Genomic DNA, 15890 nt, shown 5'->3' with positions numbered 1-15890 from the left:
CCCCTGCTTCACCCACTTCGCTTCGCTCAGTGGGTGAAGTGCCTCGTGCCCGTGAAGTACATGGTCACTCCGGCTTGCTCGGCGGCGGCGATGACCGCTTCGTCTCGGACCGATCCTCCCGGCTGCACGACCGCCTTCACTCCGGCTCCGGCGAGGATCTCCAGGCCGTCCGGGAACGGGAAGAACGCGTCGGAGGCCGCCACGGCGCCCTTGACGCGGTCGCCCGCCCGCTCGACCGCGAGCCTCGCCGAGTCGACCCGGTTCACCTGGCCCATCCCGACCCCGACCGAGGCGTTCCCCTGCGCCAGCAGGATCGCGTTCGACTTGACCGACCGCACGGCCCGCCAGGCGAACTCCAGGTCCGCGAGCGTCGCCTCGTCGGCGGGCTCGCCGGTGACCAGCCGCCACTGCGCGGCCCCGTCGCCCTCGGCGTCGATGCGGTCGGGCCGCTGCGCGAGCAGCCCGCCGGAGATCGGCTTCAGCTCCATCCGCGACGGCGTCCACTCCGGGGCGCGCAGCAGCCGGATGTTCTTCTTCTTCGTCAGGATCGCCACGGCCTCCTCGCTGAAGGCCGGGGCCACGACCACCTCGGTGAAGATCTCGGCGATCTGCGCCGCAGCGGCGGCGTCGATCTCGCCGTTGGCGGCGATGACGCCGCCGTAGGCGCTCACCGGGTCGCACTCGTGGGCGCGGCGGTGGGCCTCGGCGATCGAGCCGCCGACGGCGATCCCGCACGGGTTGGCGTGCTTGATGATCGCCACGCACGGGTCGGCGAAGTCGTGCGCCGCCCGCCAGGCGGCGTCGGCGTCGGTGTAGTTGTTGAAGCTCATGGCCTTGCCGTGCAGCTGCTCGGCCTGCGCGAGCCCGGCGGGGGCCAGCGGGTCGTCGTAGAGCGCGGCGCCCTGGTGCGGGTTCTCGCCGTAGCGCAGGTCGGCGAGCTTGGCGGCCGGGACGGCGTGGAAGTCGGGGAGGCCTTCGGGGCCGGACTGCTCGGCGAGCCAGGTCGCGACGGTCGCGTCGTAGGTGGCCAGGTGCGCGAAGGCCTTCGCGGCGAGGCGGAGCCGCTGCTCGGCGGTGGTGCCTTCGGCCGCGGCGGCGCGGATCCACTCGTAGTCGGCCGGGTCGACCACGACGGCGACGTTGGCGTGGTTCTTGGCGGCGCCGCGGACCATCGAGGGGCCGCCGACGTCGATCTTCTCCACGATGTCGTCGAAGCCGGCGCCGGAGGCGACGGTCTGGGCGAACGGGTAGAGGTTGCCGACCAGCAGGTCGAACACCTCGATGTCGAGCTCGGCGAGCTGCTCGCGGTGGGAGTCCTTGCGGACGTCGGCGAGGAGCCCGGCGTGGACCTTCGGGTGGAGGGTCTTGACGCGGTCGTCGAGGATCTCGGGGAAGCCGGTGAGGTCTTCGACCTTGGTCACCGGGATGCCGGCCTCGCCGATGCGGGCCGCGGTCGAGCCGGTGGAGACGAGCTCGACGCCTGCGGCGTGGAGGTCGGCGGCCAGCTCGACGACGCCGGTCTTGTCGAAGACCGACACGAGGGCGCGCCTGATGGGCTTGGAATGCGCGGACACGGATGCGTCGCTCACGGGTGCACTGCTCCTGAATCGTTGAGATGACTGCGGCCCAGGCGTTCGACCGCAGTAACAGGTTCAGCAGTGCCGCTCCCCGGTGGTGCTCCACCTGCGAACGCCTCCAGGGTCTCCCCTCAACAACGAGCTGCCCGGTCCGTGCCACGGGAGACCTGCGCTGTCGACGTCCTCGCCAGTCGCGACAAGCCGAGGGTAACACGGTGGCCGCCCCGCGCCTTCGGACGCCGCCGGCGGAGCACGCCACCGGGCGTCAGGCGTCGCCGCGGCGGTCCCGGCTGGCGTGGGCGCCGTGGAGCTCGGTGCGCAGCCGCTCCAGCTCCAGCTCCATTTCGAGGACCCGCTTGATCCCGACGAAGTTGAGGCCGGCGTCGAGGAGTTCGCCGATGTGGCGGATCCGTTCCACGTCGTCGTCGCTGTAGCGACGCGTGCCGCCGGCGGTGCGACTGGGTTCCACGAGGCCGCGGGCCTCGTAGACGCGCAGGTTCTGGGGGGCCATGTCCAGCAGCTCGGCCGCCACCGAGATGCTGTACAGCGCTTGGTCGGATCGGGGTCGAGCGGCGCTCGGCGGGTCGGGCAGCACATTCTCCTCCATTGCCTTGATGTCTACGTCACTAACTTACCTCTGGAATCTTGTTTGACAAAATCTAAATCAAGCGATATATATTTACTGACAGTCAGTTCACCATATTCACCCAGGAGGTGACTTCTCGATGCTGATGCGCACCGATCCGTTCCGGGAACTCGACCGCCTGGCCCAGCAGATGCTCGGGCGGACGGACTCCCAGTTGTCGATTCCGATGGACGCCTGGAGGGAGGGCGACACGTTCACCGTCCAGCTCGACCTGCCCGGTGTCCGCGAGAGCGACTTCGACCTGGAAGTCGAACGCAACGTCCTCACCGTCCGGGCCGAACGCCGCGGCGCCGAAGCGGGCGACCGCGAGGTCATCCACGCCGAGCGGCCCAGCGGCACGTTCGTGCGGCGGCTGTTCCTGAGCGAGGCGCTGGACACCGAGCACGTGCGAGCTTCTTACGACGACGGCGTGCTCACCGTGACCATCCCGATGGCCGAGCAGGCGAAGCCCCGCAAGGTGCTGGTGGGTTCCGGCGCCAAGCAGATCGAGCAGTGAGGGGCCGCACCGGCGGCACATGACGGCACCATCACCGCCCGGCGCGCTCCGGTTTCTCCGGCGCGCCGGGCGGGTACAGGGATGGAACCATGAGTAGACATACGTATTCCTCGATGAACAACACCCCCGACTACGAACTCTGCTGCGACGGATGCGGAGGGCGGTTCAACTCCCATGACGACTCCTTCTACAGCTGGCCGGTGCTGTGCGCGGCGGCCGAGGCCGAGGGCTGGCAGCTGGGCTCGGGCGCGTCCGGGCGGCACCTGTGCGCGGGCTGCCGGCCGGATCCGCCGGGGCCTTCAGCGGTCGGCGAGCGCGGGCGCCTCGTCGCGCTGTGACCGGATTCGCCACCAGCGCCGCGACGCGAGGGCGGCGAGGACCGCGCCGAGCGTGTTGAGCAGGACGTCGTCGACCGAGGCGACGCGGCCGGTGCCGAACAGGTACTGCGCCGCCTCGACGGCGGTGCACCCGGCGGCGGCCCAGAGGGCGACGGCGCCGAGCCCGATCGGGAATCGGATCGGGACGAAGAACCCGGCGGCGGCGAACAGGACGAGGTTGCCGACGAGCTGCTCGACGATCGTGCGCGGGTCGGCGGCGGCCAGGTCGGCGAGGTCGACCAGCGGCACGAGCTGCACGGCGCTCTCGCCTTCCCTGGGGGTGAGGACGAGCAGCAGCCACGGCAGGGTCCCGGCGACGGCGCCGACTTCGGCGATGGTGTCGCGCCAGCTGGCTTTGGGTTCACGGCCGCTCCGGATCCTGAGCGCGGCGATCGCCCACACGAGCAGGGCCACGGCGGGCAGCAGCGCGAGCGAGACGACGACGGTCGTCGATTCGAGGGCGTTGATCGCCAGAGGGTTTGAGGGGTCCATGCGGGTCTAGCCGAGGCGGACTCTGCGGTCCTCGACGGTCCAGCCGTCTCGGACCATGCGGCCGACCGAGGCGACGAGCTGGGCGCGCTCGGCCTCCTTGATGCGCTCGGTGAGCGTGTCGACCGTGTCGTCGTCTTCGACGGGGACGGCCGTCTGGGCGACGATCGGGCCGGTGTCGACGCCGGAGTCGCAGATGAACAGGGTCGCCCCGGCGAGCTTCACTCCGGCGGCGAGGGCCTCGCCGGGGCCGTTCATGCCGGGGAAGGCCGGGAGCAGCGAGTTGTGGGTGTTGACGTAGCGGCCGGGGAAGGCCGCCAGGAACCGCGGCCCGCACAGCTTCAGGAATCCGGCCGAGACGACGATGTGGGGCTCGTAGGAGGCGACGGTCTCGGTGAGCGCGGCGTCCCAGGCGTCGCGGTCGGGGTAGTCGCGGACCTTGCGCACGAACGTGGGGATCCCGGCGTCCTCGGCGCGCTTGAGGCCGAACGTGCCGTCGCGGTCGGCGCCGACTGCGGCGACGACGGCCCCGTACGCGGGGTCGCGCGAGGCGTCGATGAGCGCCTGGAGGTTGGAGCCGGAGCCGGAGACGAGCACGACGAGCCGCTTCGGCGAAGCCTGCGAGCCGTCAGTTGGAGCAGTGGTCACGACCAGTACGGTAACGCGTCGTCGCGGCTCGGGGCCGGTTCGGGGATGACGACCGTGTCTCTGCGCACCAGCTCGGCTTCGGCGGCGCGGCGGTGGACGGCGAACAGGCGCGCCACGAGCGCGGCGCCGACGAGGCCGATGAGGATCTGGACGCCGCCGAGCATCGCCACGGGCCACGGGTCCGGGCCGATCCGCGAGAGCAGGTCGGTCCCGGCGGCGCCGCCGGAGGCCCACGAGAGGGCCGCCAGGAGCGCGGCGGCGACGGCCGCGCCGAGGATCGCGGCGGTGGTGACGCGGGGGACGCGCAGGTCGGGCGACCGGTAGGTGAGCACGACGCCGAACACGGCCGCGAGCATCAGCGGCAGTCCGATGAGGATGGTCGCGGAGGCGGGCAGCGGGCCGGTCGGCACGGCCGCGAAGACCGGGAACGCCGGGAGCGGGCCGAGTTCGACCAGTTCGACCTGCACGGCGGTGCCGACGCCGACGGCGAAGCCGGGGCCGCAGAGATAGGCGACGGCCCAGACGGCGAGGTTCGGCAGGTACAGCAGGCTCAGCAGCGCCACGGCCCAGGCGCCCGAGCCGTAGAGGCCGAACGTGTCGGCCACGGCGCCGCCGCGCACGGCGAAGGCCACGCCGACGGCGGCCGAGCCGCAGGCGAGCAGGGCGCCGACGACGAGCGCTCCGGTGCGCACGCCGCGCCGCAGCCAGACCGAGGACCGCTCCCAGGGCAGCACGCCCGCTTCGCGGGCGGCGCCGAAGGCGGTGGCGGCGACGGCGAACGGCGCGGTGTACGCGAGGGTCTCGGCCACCGAGACGGTGAACGGCCCGGTGGAGACGAGTGCCGCCGCGCCGGTGGCGAGTCCGATGTAGAGGATCGAGACGGTGCCCGCGGCGGCCCGGACGGCGGCCGCGTCCTTCCCGCCGATCGCGCGCGTCGTGGCGGCGGCGGCCTTGGCGAGCCGCCAGGCGAGCACGGCGGTGAGCAGCAGCGGCGTGACCGTCAGGTGGATACCTCCGATGTCGGCGCCGACGCCGTGCCCGGCGATCCAGGCGACACCCGCGGCGGCGACCACGGTGGACACGTCGCCCGCGCGCCCGGCGAGCCACCACGCGAGGATGACCAGGACCAGGATCGGCGTGTAGACGACCGTGGCGCACCACAGGACGGTGGCCGCCGCCGAGGCGAACAGCGTGCGCGGGCGCCGGGACGGGGCCGGGCGCTTCGCGGGGTCGACGACCACCGTGTCCCGCTGCGCGGCGGCGGACGACGTGTTCGCTCGGTCCTTCACGCCGCCCAGTCTGTCATAGGACGGCCGTGGTCGCGGGCAGCAGCGTTGCCCGAATGCCGGTACGAGGCGTGCGGCGCACTGCGGCGAATGCGAGGATGAGTCGGCAGACGCGGCCGCGCGGTGCGGCCCGGGTAGCGAGTGGAGAGTGACATGGAAGGTCCCGGCGACTTCTTCGCGACGGTCGAGGCATACGAGGTGGTGGACGGCGACACGTTCCGCGCGGTCATCGACGGCGAGAAGACCCGCGTGCGCATCATGGGGATCAACTCACCCGAGTCGGGCGGCTTCAGGGAAGAGGAGGACTGGGGCGCCGAGGCGAAGGCGTACGCCAAGCGCAAGCTGGAGGGCCGGACCCTCCACTTGTTCACCGACCCGGGCGACCCGATCTACGACCAGTACGACCGGCTGCTGGCGCACGTGATCATGGAGAACGGCATGAACTATGCCGTTCTGGCCGTCGCCGAAGGCATGGCGCACACCTACATCCTGCGGCACCAGGAGCTCACCATCGGCGACACGCTCCGCAAGGCCGAGCGCCTGGCGAAGTCCGAGAAGCGGGGCATGTGGTCCTCGCTCGCCCACGACTAGCGAGCGGTCAGGCGCTCTCCAAATAGCGCAGGACCGCGGCGACGCGGCGGTCGGTGTGGTCGTCGGGGGCCAGGTCGAGCTTGAAGAAGATGTTGCGGATGTGCTTGTGGACGGCGTTCTCGGTGATGAACAGCCGCTGCGCGATCGCGGCGTTGCCCAGGCCCTCGGCCATGACCGACAGGACCTCCTTCTCGCGCGGGGTGAGCCGCTCCAGCGGGTCCCCGGCGCGGCGCTGCGCGAACAGCTGGGCGACCACCTCGGGGTCGATGGCGGTGCCGCCGCCGGCGACGCGGCGCAGCGCCTCCACGAAGGCGTCGACGCGGCCGACGCGCTCCTTGAGCAGGTAGCCGACGCGCTTGGCGCCCACGGCGAGCAGATCGGTCGCGAAGCTCTCCTCCACATAGGCCGACAGGACGAGGACGGCGAGCTCGGGGTGGGCGCGCCGGGCCGCGACGGCGGCCTTGATGCCCTCGTCGGTGTGCGTGGGCGGCATCCGGACGTCGACGACGGCGACGTCGGGGCGGTGCTCCTCGACGGCGGCCAGGAACGCCTCCGGGTCACCGGTGGAGGCGACGACGTCGAAGCCCTCCCCGCGCAGCACCAGGCCAAGGCCCTCGCGCAGGAGGGTGTCGTCCTCGGCGATCACGATCCGCATGGCAGCTCCACTTCGATCTCGGTCGGCCCGCCCGGCGGGCTGTTCACGGTCACGTCGCCGTCGTGGGCCTCGACGCGGCGGCCGATCCCGGCCAGCCCCGAGCCGCCCGCGGCGGCGGCGCCGCCGCGGCCGTCGTCGGTGACGCGCACGTGCAGGCGCCCGCCGCGCAGCCGCACCTCGACTTCGGCGCGGCTCGCCCGGCTGTGCTTGGCGACGTTCGTCAATGACTCTGCCACGACGAAGTAGGCGGTCGCCTCGACACTGGCCGGGCAGCGGACCGGGACGTCGACGGTGACCTTGCACGGGACGGGGCAGTCCGAGGCGAGGGCGCTCAGCGCCCCTTCGAGGCCGCGGTTCTCCAGCACCGGCGGCAGGATCGAGCGGACGACGGCGCGCAGCTCGGCCAGGGCGTCCTCGACGGTGTCCTGGGCGCGGGCGAGGATCTCGTCGGCGCGCTCGGGATTGCGCTCGACCTCGCGGCGGGCGGCGCCGACGAGGACCGCGACGCCGACGATGCGGTTCTGGGCGCCGTCGTGCAGGGCCCGCTCGATGCGCCGCAGCTCCACGGCATGGGCGTCGAGCGCGGCGGCGCGCGTGGCGGTGAGGCGGGCGACCCGCTCGGAGAGGTCGACGTCCGGGTCGGGGCCGAGCAGGTTGACGCCGGGCCGGGCCTGGAGCTCGCACAGCTTCGAGGCGCCGATGAGCCACAGCGCGAACACGGCGATGCCGGCCACGGGCCCGATCGCCGCGGCGCTCCACGTCTCGGCCTCGATGAAGCCGTTGAAGATCTCCTGGTCGGACGGAAGGGCGAGCTGCCACCAGATCGGATAGGTGATGTCGTGGACGGCCGTGAACGGCAGCTGGATGACGACGATGCCGATGACCAGGCCCCACGTGGCGTGGAGGAACAGCCAGGCCAGGTCGCGGCGCGCCTCGGGCTCGGCGGCGATCTCGCGCAGCGTCAGGCCGGGTTCGGGGTCCGGCTCATGGTAGGGCGATTCGATCTCGTGCCCGAGGCGGCGCAGGCGGCCCCGTTCGAGGTCGGCCAGGCGGCGCACCCAGCGCAGCGTCGGGCGCACCAGCGGGCGGCCGACGCCCACGGCGCGCAGGACGGCCACGGCCGCGAGCAGCGGGAGGGTGTAGAGCGCGAGGAGGCCGATGGCGGCGCCGTAGACGGCGTACGCGCTGCTGCGCAGTGCCTCGCCCAGCAGCTGCCGGCCGTCGCTCCCGGCCGCGTTCTGGCTACTGTTCTGACTGCTCATCGGGCTCCTCCTCTCTGGATTCGCCACAAACGTACCCGCGGGCGGCGCTTCCGTCGGTACAGCGGGCTGTACCGGGTGTCGTAACGCTGCCCCCACCGCTGTTTCGCCAGGTGACTGCATTGGGCGGCAACGTTTTCCGCCATAGCGTCGAGGCATATCGACAACCGCTTCGAAAGGGGTCCGCCATGACCGGGCAATACCCGTCCGACACCGCCGAGACCACGGCTCGGCCCGCCTCCAACGGCACCGACACGCTCCTGTGGATCGTGCTGGTCCTCGCACTGGTCGTCAACGGCGGCCTGTCGCTGATCGGGCTCGACCTGCTGGCGGTCCCGTTCGGCGCCGTCGCGATCTTCTCGGGGGCCGCGCTCCTGATCCGCTTCTTCCAGCGGAGGCGATGACGATGCCGACGATGCAGCTGCCGCAGACTGCGCTGCGCGAGGATCCGACCAGGCCCGCCGCGCTGCTCATGCGAGAGGTCACGAAGACTTACGACGGCGCGCACACCGTGCTCGACCGCGTCTCGCTCCAGGTGCCGCGCGGCTCGTTCCTGGCCGTCATGGGCCCGGCCGGGTCGGGCAAGTCGACGCTGCTGCACTGCGCCGCCGGGCTCGACTCCCCCACTTCCGGCGAGGTGTTCATCGGCGGGACGGAGCTCTCGCGGCTCGACGAGGCGCGGCGGACGGCGCTGCGCCGCGACCGCATCGGCTTCGTCTTCCAGTCCTATAACCTGCTGCCGTCGCTGACGGTCGAGGAGAACATCACGCTGCCACTGCGCCTGTCGGGCGCCCCGGCCGACCGGCGGTGGCTCGGCGAGCTGGCCGATCGGGTCGGCATCGGTCCGCTGCTGCGCCGCCGGGCCGGGCGGCTCTCGGCGGGCCAGCAGCAGAAGGCCGCGATCGCCCGCTCGCTGGCGGCGCGGCCGGAGGTCGTCTTCGCCGACGAGCCGACCGGCGCGCTCGATCCGGGCAGCGCCGACGAGGTGCTCGACCTGCTGCGGGATCTGGTCGACGAGTTCGCCCAGACGGTCGTCATGGTCACGCACGACCCGGACGCCGCCGCGCGGGCCCACGCGACCGCGGTGATGGGCGGCGGCCGGATCGACCGGTACTTCCCGCGTCCGACCGCCCTGGAGCTGGCGCGGCACTTGACGTATCTGGAGACGACGTAGGGGCCGCCCTGGGCGGGCGGCCCCTGAACTGCTCAGCGGGTGCGGGTCATGCGGCCTCGGGGAGCGCCTGGCGGCGCGCCAGCAGGGCCGTGGCCGAGGCCAGGAGGCCGATCGCCGCGACGGTGATGACGAGGTAGAGCCCCGGCTGGTACTGGCCGATGCCGGTGGCGGCGCCGCCGGAGATCAGGCCGGTGACGATCGCCAGGACGATCGCGCCGCCGATCTGGCCGGAGGTCTGGACCAGCCCGGAGGCGAGCCCCTGCTCGTCGTCGTGGATGCCCTCGGTGGCCTGGACCATGGTCGAGGAGAAGCCCAGCGCGAAGCCCAGGCCCAGCAGCAGGAAGCTCGGCAGGTAGTCGGTGAAGTACGCCGGGTCGGGGCTGCCGCCGCGGAGGATGAACCACAGGTAGCCCAGGACGAACGAGGCCATCGAGGCGATGATCATCGGGGTGGTGCCGAAGCGGTCGATGAGCTTGCCGGCGATCGGCGACAGGAACGCGACGATGACTCCGGCCGGAGCCAGCGCGAGCGCCATCCGCATCGGGCCCCATTCGAGCGTGTTCTGCAGGTACAGCGACACGATCGTCTGGAAGCTGACGTAGGAGCCGAAGATCGCCAGGGCCGCGAGGTTGGCCCGCACGATCGAGGAGACCTTGAGGATGCCCAGGCGCACCAGCGGGTGGCGGACCCGGTTCTCGGCGATGAGGAACGCGCCGAGCAGGACGACGGCGGCGACGGCCGTGGCGGTGGTGAGCGGGCCGAAGCCGTTCTCGGGGACGGTGACGATCGTGTAGACCGCGGTGAGCATGCCGCCGGTGAGCAGGGCCGCGCCGAGGAGGTCGACGCTGCCGCGCTCGTTGTCCTCGCCGCGGGGCACCACGAAGAAGGCGGCGGCGATGAGGGCGGCGACGACCACGACGGGCGCGTAGAACGTCAAGCGCCAGTCGATGCCGGTCAGGAATCCGGAGACGATGAGGCCGGAGGCGTAGCCGGTGGCGCCGAAGACGCTGAAGAGCGAGAGCGCCTTGTTGCGGTCGTGGCCCTCCTTGAAGGTGGTGGTGATGATCGACAGGGCGGCCGGGGCGGTGAAGGCGGCGGCGACGCCCTTGACGATGCGGCTGGCGATGAGCAGCGCGCCGTCGTCGACCAGACCGCCGGCCAGGGAGGCGAGGCCGAAGACGACCAGGGCGGTCAGGAAGACGCGGCGCCGTCCGAGGAGGTCGGCGGCCCTGCCTCCGAGGAGCAGGAGGCCGCCGTAGCCGAGGATGTAGCCGTTGACGATCCACTGGAGGCTCGCGGTGTCGAGGCCGAGCTCGGCGCCGATGGAGGGCAGTGCCACGCCGACCATGGAGACGTCGAGGGCGTCGAGGAACATCGCCACTCCGGCGACGAAGAGGATCGCCCAGAGCTTTGGGCCCCAACGGCTCGGGGCATGTGCGGGGGTTCGGAGGTCGGGGAGCTGCGCGGGTTCGGTTTCCGTGAGTGTCACGGCGATCAAGTTACATGTACGTGCATTGGATGTCAACACATCAATTGCATGGACATAAAATGTCTTGACATGGTAATCTGCTGGTCATGGAGCCTGAATCGGATCAAGACGTCTGCGGGCAGTGGTCTGAGACACTGCGTGTGTATCACGACACGTCATGCGAGCTGGAGAACGAGCTGCAGTCCCTGCACCGGTTGGGACTCAGCGAGTTCGAGGTGCTCCAGATCCTCAGCGGCCAGTGCCGGTCCAACGACGGCAAGGTCAAGATGAAGGATCTGGAGGCGGAGATGTACCTGAGCCAGAGCGCCCTCTCGCGCACCGTCACGCGGTTGGAGAAGGCCGGGCTCGTGACCCGCGCCGCCTGCGATTTCGACCGCCGCGCCAACTTCCTCGCGCTCACCGACGCCGGGCGCGAGCGCTGGGAGGCCGCCCGCCCCACCCACAACGCGGTCCTCAGGAAGCACCTCGCGTGACGGCGCGTCTTCTGGACGTTTGACGAAGTCGGTATCGTGAGACTGGCAGAAGTCACGACCTGATCCGGCTTGGAGCGTAGATCTCATGGCTCACCCCGAGAACCAGCAGCAAGAGGACGAGGACGGCGGCACCTTCAAGCTCAAGCCGGGGTCCCAGTCCAAGGCAGAGCCCCCCGAGGCCGAGAGCGTCGAGAACCTCGACTCGACGATGAAGCTGCGCAAGGCCGGCGGCGCGTCCGCCGCTCCCCCGCCGCCGCCTCCCTCGCCGCTCGGCAACCCGACCGGCCCGGCCAACCCGCCCGCGCCCTTCGAGGAGACCTCGGTCATGCCGCAGTCCGGCGGATCGCAGACCGGCTTCCAGCCGTCCGCGCCGGTGCCCGGCCAGTCGAACCCGCTCGGGCAGCCGACGCCGCCCCCGATGCCCGGACAGCAGCCGTACGGGCAGCAGCAGCCTTACGGCCAGCAGCCGCCGCAGGCCCAGTACCCGCCGCAGCAGGGCGGCCAGCCGTACGGCCAGCCGCAGGCCGCTCCGGGCACGGCCCCCGACGGCGTCAAGCGCATCGGCCTCGTGGCGCTGATCGGCGCCGGAATCGGCCTCATCGGCAGCATCGCGTCCCTCGCCATCCTCGGCGGGTTCGCGCTCTTCTCGGCGACCCTCGGCATCCTGCTCGCCCTCGCGTTCGGCTGGTACGGCTACGCCCTGCCGCGCGGGCAGATCCGCTCGGGCGGCCTGCGCATGACCGGCGTCATCCTCATGATGGTCTTCGCCGGGCTCTCGCTGCTCGGCGTGCTCGGCGGCCTCTCCACGATGTCGATCACCGGAGCCCTCGCCGTCCTGCCGCTGCTGCTCAACCTCGTCACCGCGGGCATCTACGGCTACGCGTCCTTCATCTACATCAAGGACGAGCAGGTGAAGGCGTACATCAAGGGCGCTCCTGCGCAGGGCGCCCCGGGCGTCTACCCGCCGCACCCCGGCCAGCAGCAGCCCGGCGCGTACCCGCCGCCCCCGCCCGGATACCAGCAGGGGCAGCACCCCGGTCAGCAGCCGGGCCAGCAACCCGGGCAGCCGCCATACGGCCGGTAGCCTTTGCGCTCCGCCCGGTCGCGACTAAGCTCACTCGTATGACGGCCGCGGCAGCCACGGCGACACCGTGGCGCCGCGAACCGGCCCCGCGGCACTCGCGGGGCCGCGAACCGGCACTGGTGCCGCGGCCGCAGACGAGGAGGTCACTATGTCTGCATCGCGCGCGCCCCACAACGGCGCGCCCGTCCGGGTGGTCGTGGCGAAGGTCGGGCTCGACGGGCACGACCGCGGCGCGAAGGTCGTGGCCCGCGCGCTGCGCGACGCGGGCATGGAAGTGATCTACACCGGTCTGCACAATTCCCCCGAGCAGGTCGTGGCGACGGCGCTGGCCGAAGACGCCGACGCGATCGGATTGAGCATTCTCTCGGGCGCGCATATGACGCTGTTCCCGCGAGTGCTGCGACTACTCGACGAGGCCGATGCGCGCGACATCGTCGTATTCGGCGGCGGCATCATTCCCGACGAGGACGCGAAGGCGCTGCGCGAAGCCGGGGTGGCCGCGACTTTCGGCCCCGGGGCCTCGACTCAGGTGATCGCCGAATGGGTCGCCGAGCACGTCGGCGGCACCGAAACGGGTGACGCCGCAAGGGAACACACGGCCTCCACCAGCTGATACGCCGTTTGGAAAAAATCTTTTGCCAGCCCCGTAACCGGCCCGCGACCCGCCTCGTTCTTAATAGTGTCGGACGCAGTGCAAAACGGCGCGAGACGCATCGGAGAGCGAGGCGAGAGCCATCGCATTCGGTATAGCACGGCTCATAGAGCTATGCCACAAACTGCCGATGCCCTGTCGATTGAGGGGTGGCGATAGGGCATCGTGCCTAAAGGGGATCAAGCCTTTGAGGGGTGGGCTTGATTCCCGACGAAAAGGGGACCGGACGCCTGAGGGGTGCGTCCGGTCCCCGCTCATTTGCGCCGGGAACACGAACGCGCAAGGCCATGCCGCCACAGCAGAGGTTATAGGTATAACCTGCGCACTGCGCGCCTTCACAAGCGAGATTATAGGCTATAAAATAGCCATGAGATGCTCTGCGCCCGATTGTCGCGCAATGAAAATTATAGGCTATAACCTTTGCCAGAACGGTCCGCGCGAACGCGCTTCTCCGCGGTAGAAGTTATAGGCTATAAAACAGCCCGAGGCACCACACGCACGGACACTCCGGCACTGCGGAGGTTATAAGCTATAAGGTGCGTCGGTGTGCGGAATCGCTCCGCCGTGGCCTGCGCCTCCCAAACTCCTCCACCGCCGTCCGGCACGGCGTTTTCCGTGGTCTCACGGCGGCGCATACGCACCGTGAGATCTTCGATCTCGTCACATCGGTGCACCGTCAGGCGGCCGCGGCGGCCGTCCGCGCGTTACGCTGCGCTAACGGGCACCTGAGCAGATTTTCCGGCCCGCGGACCCCGGCCGCCGCTTCGCGGCCGCGGGGACCACCCGAGGGGAGCGGGTCGGGCCAGGCAACCCGGTCAAAGAAGACTAGCTACTGGAGCGGACTCTACAGTGGATCTGTACGAATACCAGGGCCGCGCACTGTTCGCCCGGCACAGTGTGCCGGTACTGGACGGCGGCGTCGCCACCACCCCGCAGGAGGCAGTGGAACTCGCTGAGCGCCTCGGTGACCGGGTGGTCGTCAAAGCGCAGGTGAAGGTGGGCGGCCGAGGCAAGGCGGGCGGCGTCAAACTCGCCGACACCGTCGCGGAGGCGAACACCCACGCCACGAACATCCTCGGCATGGACATCAAGGGGCACACGGTCGAGAAGGTCATGCTGACCGTCACGGCCGACATCGACTCCGAGTACTACTTCTCCTACCTCCTCGACCGGGCGAACCGCACCTTCCTGTGCATCGCCTCCACCGAGGGCGGCATGGAGATCGAAGAGGTCGCCAAGACGGCCCCCGAGAAGGTCGTCAAGACCCCGATCGACGCCGGTGTCGGCGTCACGCCGGAGATCGCCGGCCAGATCGCCGACCAGGCCGGCTTCCCGGCCGACCTGCGCGACCAGCTCGTCGACGTCTTCGTCAAGCTGTGGGACGCCTTCGTCGCCGAGGACGCCACCCTGGTCGAGGTCAACCCGCTGGTCCGCACCCCCGAGGGCAAGGTCCTCGCGCTCGACGCGAAGGTCACCCTCGACGAGAACGCGGACTTCCGCCACGCCGAGAACGCCGAGTTCGAGGACAAGTCCGCGGTCGACCCGCTCGAGCAGCGCGCCAAGGACGCCGGGCTCAACTACGTCAAGCTCGACGGCCAGGTCGGCATCATCGGCAACGGCGCCGGGCTGGTCATGTCGACCCTCGACGTCGTCGCCTACGCGGGCGAGAGGCACGGCGGCGTCAAGCCCGCCAACTTCCTCGACATCGGCGGCGGCGCCTCCGCCGCCGTCATGGCGGGCGGCCTCGAAGTGGTCCTGTCGGACCCGCAGGTCCGAAGCGTCTTCGTCAACGTCTTCGGCGGCATCACCGCCTGCGACGAGGTCGCCAACGGCATCATCGGCGCACTTCAGATGCTCGCCGACCGCGGCGAGGACGTCACCAAGCCGCTCGTGGTCCGCCTCGACGGCAACAACGCCGAGATCGGCCGCAAGATCCTCGCCGACGCGAACCACCCGCTCGTCACCGAGGTCGACACGATGGACGCCGCAGCCGACAAGGCCGCCGAGCTCGCGAACAAGGAGGCCTAGGCCATGGCGATCTTCCTCACCGAGAACAGCAAGGTCATCGTCCAGGGCATCACCGGCTCCGAGGGCATGAAGCACACCCGCCGCATGCTCAAGGCCGGCACCAACGTCGTGGGCGGCGTCAACCCGCGCAAGGCCGGCCAGAAGGTCGACTTCGACGGGCAGAGCCTGCCGGTGTTCGCCTCCGTGCAGGAGGCCATGGCCGAGACCGGCGCCGACACCTCCGTGGTGTTCGTGCCCCCGGCGTTCGCCAAGTCCGCCGTCATCGAGGCGATCGACGCCGCGATCGGCCTGGTCGTGGTCATCACCGAGGGCATCCCGGTGCACGACTCGGTTGCGTTCTGGAACCACGCCGAGTCCAAGGGCAACCAGACCCGCATCGTGGGCCCCAACTGCCCGGGCATCGCCAGCCCCGACAAGTCGAACGCGGGCATCACCCCGGCCGACATCACCGGCTCGGGGCCCATCGGCCTGGTCTCCAAGTCGGGCACGCTGACCTACCAGCTCATGTACGAGCTGCGCGACGTCGGCTTCTCGACCTCGGTCGGCATCGGCGGCGACCCGGTCATCGGGACGACCCACATCGACTGCCTCAAGGCGTTCGAAGAGGACCCCGAGACCAAGGCGATCGTCATGATCGGCGAGATCGGCGGCGACGCCGAGGAGCGCGCCGCGGACTTCATCAAGGCCCACGTGACCAAGCCGGTCGTGGCCTACATCGCCGGTTTCACCGCGCCTCCCGGCAAGACGATGGGCCACGCGGGCGCCATCATCTCCGGTTCGGCCGGGACCGCCGACGCCAAGAAGGACGCCCTTGAGGCCGCGGGCGTCAAGGTCGGCAAGACGCCGAGCGAGACCGCGAACCTCATGCGCGAGATCGTCAAGGGCCTGTAGCCCTCACCGACGCGAACGGAGGCCGGGCGGCGGTCGCCGCCCGGCCTCCGGCGTTCCTGAAGCCGACCCTCTCGC

At 70.8% G+C, this 15890-nt stretch carries 18 protein-coding genes and 1 riboswitch; of the genes, 10 read left to right on the top strand and 8 right to left on the bottom strand.

The window, feature by feature from the left end; translation table 11 throughout:
- Positions 1-26 precede the first annotated feature (26 nt).
- Together purH and H613_RS28535 are read right to left on the bottom strand one after the other, a co-directional pair.
- The gene (gene purH, locus H613_RS0122470) at positions 27-1589 is read right to left on the bottom strand and encodes a bifunctional phosphoribosylaminoimidazolecarboxamide formyltransferase/IMP cyclohydrolase (RefSeq protein WP_211234927.1); all 1563 of its coding nucleotides are present in this window, start codon (positions 1587-1589) and stop codon (positions 27-29) included.
- Between the two features lie 28 nt (positions 1590-1617).
- A riboswitch (ZMP/ZTP riboswitch) is annotated at positions 1618-1782 on the bottom strand.
- Between the two features lie 60 nt (positions 1783-1842).
- The gene (locus H613_RS28535) at positions 1843-2184 is read right to left on the bottom strand and encodes a MerR family transcriptional regulator (RefSeq protein ID WP_051393714.1); all 342 of its coding nucleotides are present in this window, start codon (positions 2182-2184) and stop codon (positions 1843-1845) included.
- Between the two features lie 118 nt (positions 2185-2302).
- Between H613_RS28535 and H613_RS0122460 the strand changes: the two genes are divergently transcribed.
- Positions 2303-2719, top strand: coding sequence for an Hsp20/alpha crystallin family protein (locus tag H613_RS0122460; protein ID WP_026925529.1), 417 nt, complete (start codon positions 2303-2305; stop codon positions 2717-2719).
- 89 nt (positions 2720-2808) lie between these two features.
- Positions 2809-3057 carry a hypothetical protein gene (locus tag H613_RS0122455; protein ID WP_156926211.1) on the top strand — a complete coding sequence of 83 codons (249 nt, stop codon included), beginning with the start codon at positions 2809-2811 and terminating at the stop codon, positions 3055-3057.
- Here H613_RS0122455 and H613_RS28530 read toward each other — a convergent pair.
- Genes H613_RS28530 through H613_RS0122440 form a run of 3 tightly spaced genes read right to left on the bottom strand, consistent with a single transcriptional unit; the run spans position 3019 to position 5522 of the window.
- A complete protein-coding gene (locus H613_RS28530) occupies positions 3019-3588 on the bottom strand; it encodes a VanZ family protein (RefSeq protein WP_051393713.1) in 570 nt (189 codons plus the stop codon). The two genes, H613_RS0122455 and H613_RS28530, sit on opposite strands and share 39 nt — an antisense overlap.
- 6 nt (positions 3589-3594) lie before the next feature.
- Positions 3595-4233 carry a phosphoribosylglycinamide formyltransferase gene (purN, locus tag H613_RS0122445; protein ID WP_035739057.1) on the bottom strand — a complete coding sequence of 213 codons (639 nt, stop codon included), beginning with the start codon at positions 4231-4233 and terminating at the stop codon, positions 3595-3597.
- Entirely contained in the window at positions 4230-5522 is a 1293-nt protein-coding gene (locus H613_RS0122440; RefSeq protein ID WP_026925526.1) for a cell division protein PerM, read from the bottom strand. The genes purN and H613_RS0122440 overlap by 4 nt, the downstream gene beginning before the upstream one ends.
- A gap of 150 nt (positions 5523-5672) precedes the next feature.
- On the opposite strand from H613_RS0122440, the gene H613_RS28525 reads away from it, so the two are divergent.
- On the top strand, positions 5673-6110 hold the full coding sequence (locus H613_RS28525; RefSeq protein WP_035739055.1) for a thermonuclease family protein: 438 nt from the start codon (positions 5673-5675) through the stop codon (positions 6108-6110).
- 7 nt (positions 6111-6117) lie between these two features.
- Here H613_RS28525 and H613_RS0122430 read toward each other — a convergent pair whose 3' ends face one another.
- Positions 6118-6765 (bottom strand): response regulator transcription factor, encoded by a 648-nt coding sequence (locus H613_RS0122430; protein WP_026925525.1) that lies wholly within the window; start codon positions 6763-6765, stop codon positions 6118-6120.
- Positions 6753-8027, bottom strand: a complete 1275-nt coding sequence (locus H613_RS0122425) for a sensor histidine kinase (RefSeq protein ID WP_035739053.1) — start codon at positions 8025-8027, stop codon at positions 6753-6755. The genes H613_RS0122430 and H613_RS0122425 overlap by 13 nt, the downstream gene beginning before the upstream one ends.
- Positions 8028-8212: 185 nt before the next feature.
- Here H613_RS0122425 and H613_RS0122420 point away from each other — a divergent pair, with 185 nt between their 5' ends.
- Together H613_RS0122420 and H613_RS0122415 are read left to right on the top strand one after the other, a co-directional pair.
- Positions 8213-8428: a hypothetical protein gene (locus H613_RS0122420; RefSeq protein WP_026925523.1), complete on the top strand. Its 216-nt coding sequence runs from the start codon at positions 8213-8215 to the stop codon at positions 8426-8428.
- 11 nt (positions 8429-8439) lie between these two features.
- Entirely contained in the window at positions 8440-9198 is a 759-nt protein-coding gene (locus H613_RS0122415) for an ATP-binding cassette domain-containing protein (protein WP_035739118.1), read from the top strand.
- 46 nt (positions 9199-9244) lie between these two features.
- On the opposite strand, the gene H613_RS0122410 is transcribed toward H613_RS0122415, so the two are convergent.
- Positions 9245-10687, bottom strand: coding sequence for an MFS transporter (locus H613_RS0122410; RefSeq protein ID WP_051393739.1), 1443 nt, complete (start codon positions 10685-10687; stop codon positions 9245-9247).
- A 140-nt stretch (positions 10688-10827) separates the two neighbouring features.
- On the opposite strand from H613_RS0122410, the gene H613_RS0122405 reads away from it, so the two are divergent.
- From H613_RS0122405 to sucD, 5 genes are all read left to right on the top strand, one after another.
- Entirely contained in the window at positions 10828-11160 is a 333-nt protein-coding gene (locus tag H613_RS0122405) for a MarR family winged helix-turn-helix transcriptional regulator (protein WP_245598642.1), read from the top strand.
- Positions 11161-11245: 85 nt separating this feature from the next.
- A complete protein-coding gene (locus H613_RS29635; protein WP_051393712.1) occupies positions 11246-12244 on the top strand; it encodes a hypothetical protein in 999 nt (332 codons plus the stop codon).
- A gap of 148 nt (positions 12245-12392) precedes the next feature.
- Entirely contained in the window at positions 12393-12857 is a 465-nt protein-coding gene (locus tag H613_RS28515) for a cobalamin B12-binding domain-containing protein (protein WP_051393711.1), read from the top strand.
- Between the two features lie 888 nt (positions 12858-13745).
- Positions 13746-14924 carry an ADP-forming succinate--CoA ligase subunit beta gene (gene sucC / locus H613_RS0122390; protein ID WP_026925519.1) on the top strand — a complete coding sequence of 393 codons (1179 nt, stop codon included), beginning with the start codon at positions 13746-13748 and terminating at the stop codon, positions 14922-14924.
- Positions 14925-14927: 3 nt separating this feature from the next.
- Positions 14928-15815, top strand: a complete 888-nt coding sequence (gene sucD, locus H613_RS0122385; RefSeq protein WP_026925518.1) for a succinate--CoA ligase subunit alpha — start codon at positions 14928-14930, stop codon at positions 15813-15815.
- The last annotated feature ends 75 nt before the right edge of the window (positions 15816-15890 follow it).

The organism is Glycomyces arizonensis DSM 44726 (genome assembly GCF_000482705.1).
Taxonomy (GTDB): Bacteria; Actinomycetota; Actinomycetes; order Mycobacteriales; family Micromonosporaceae; genus Glycomyces; species Glycomyces arizonensis.
The sequence above is the reverse complement of the archived record's forward strand: the minus strand, read 5'-3'. Positions and strand labels throughout refer to the sequence as shown.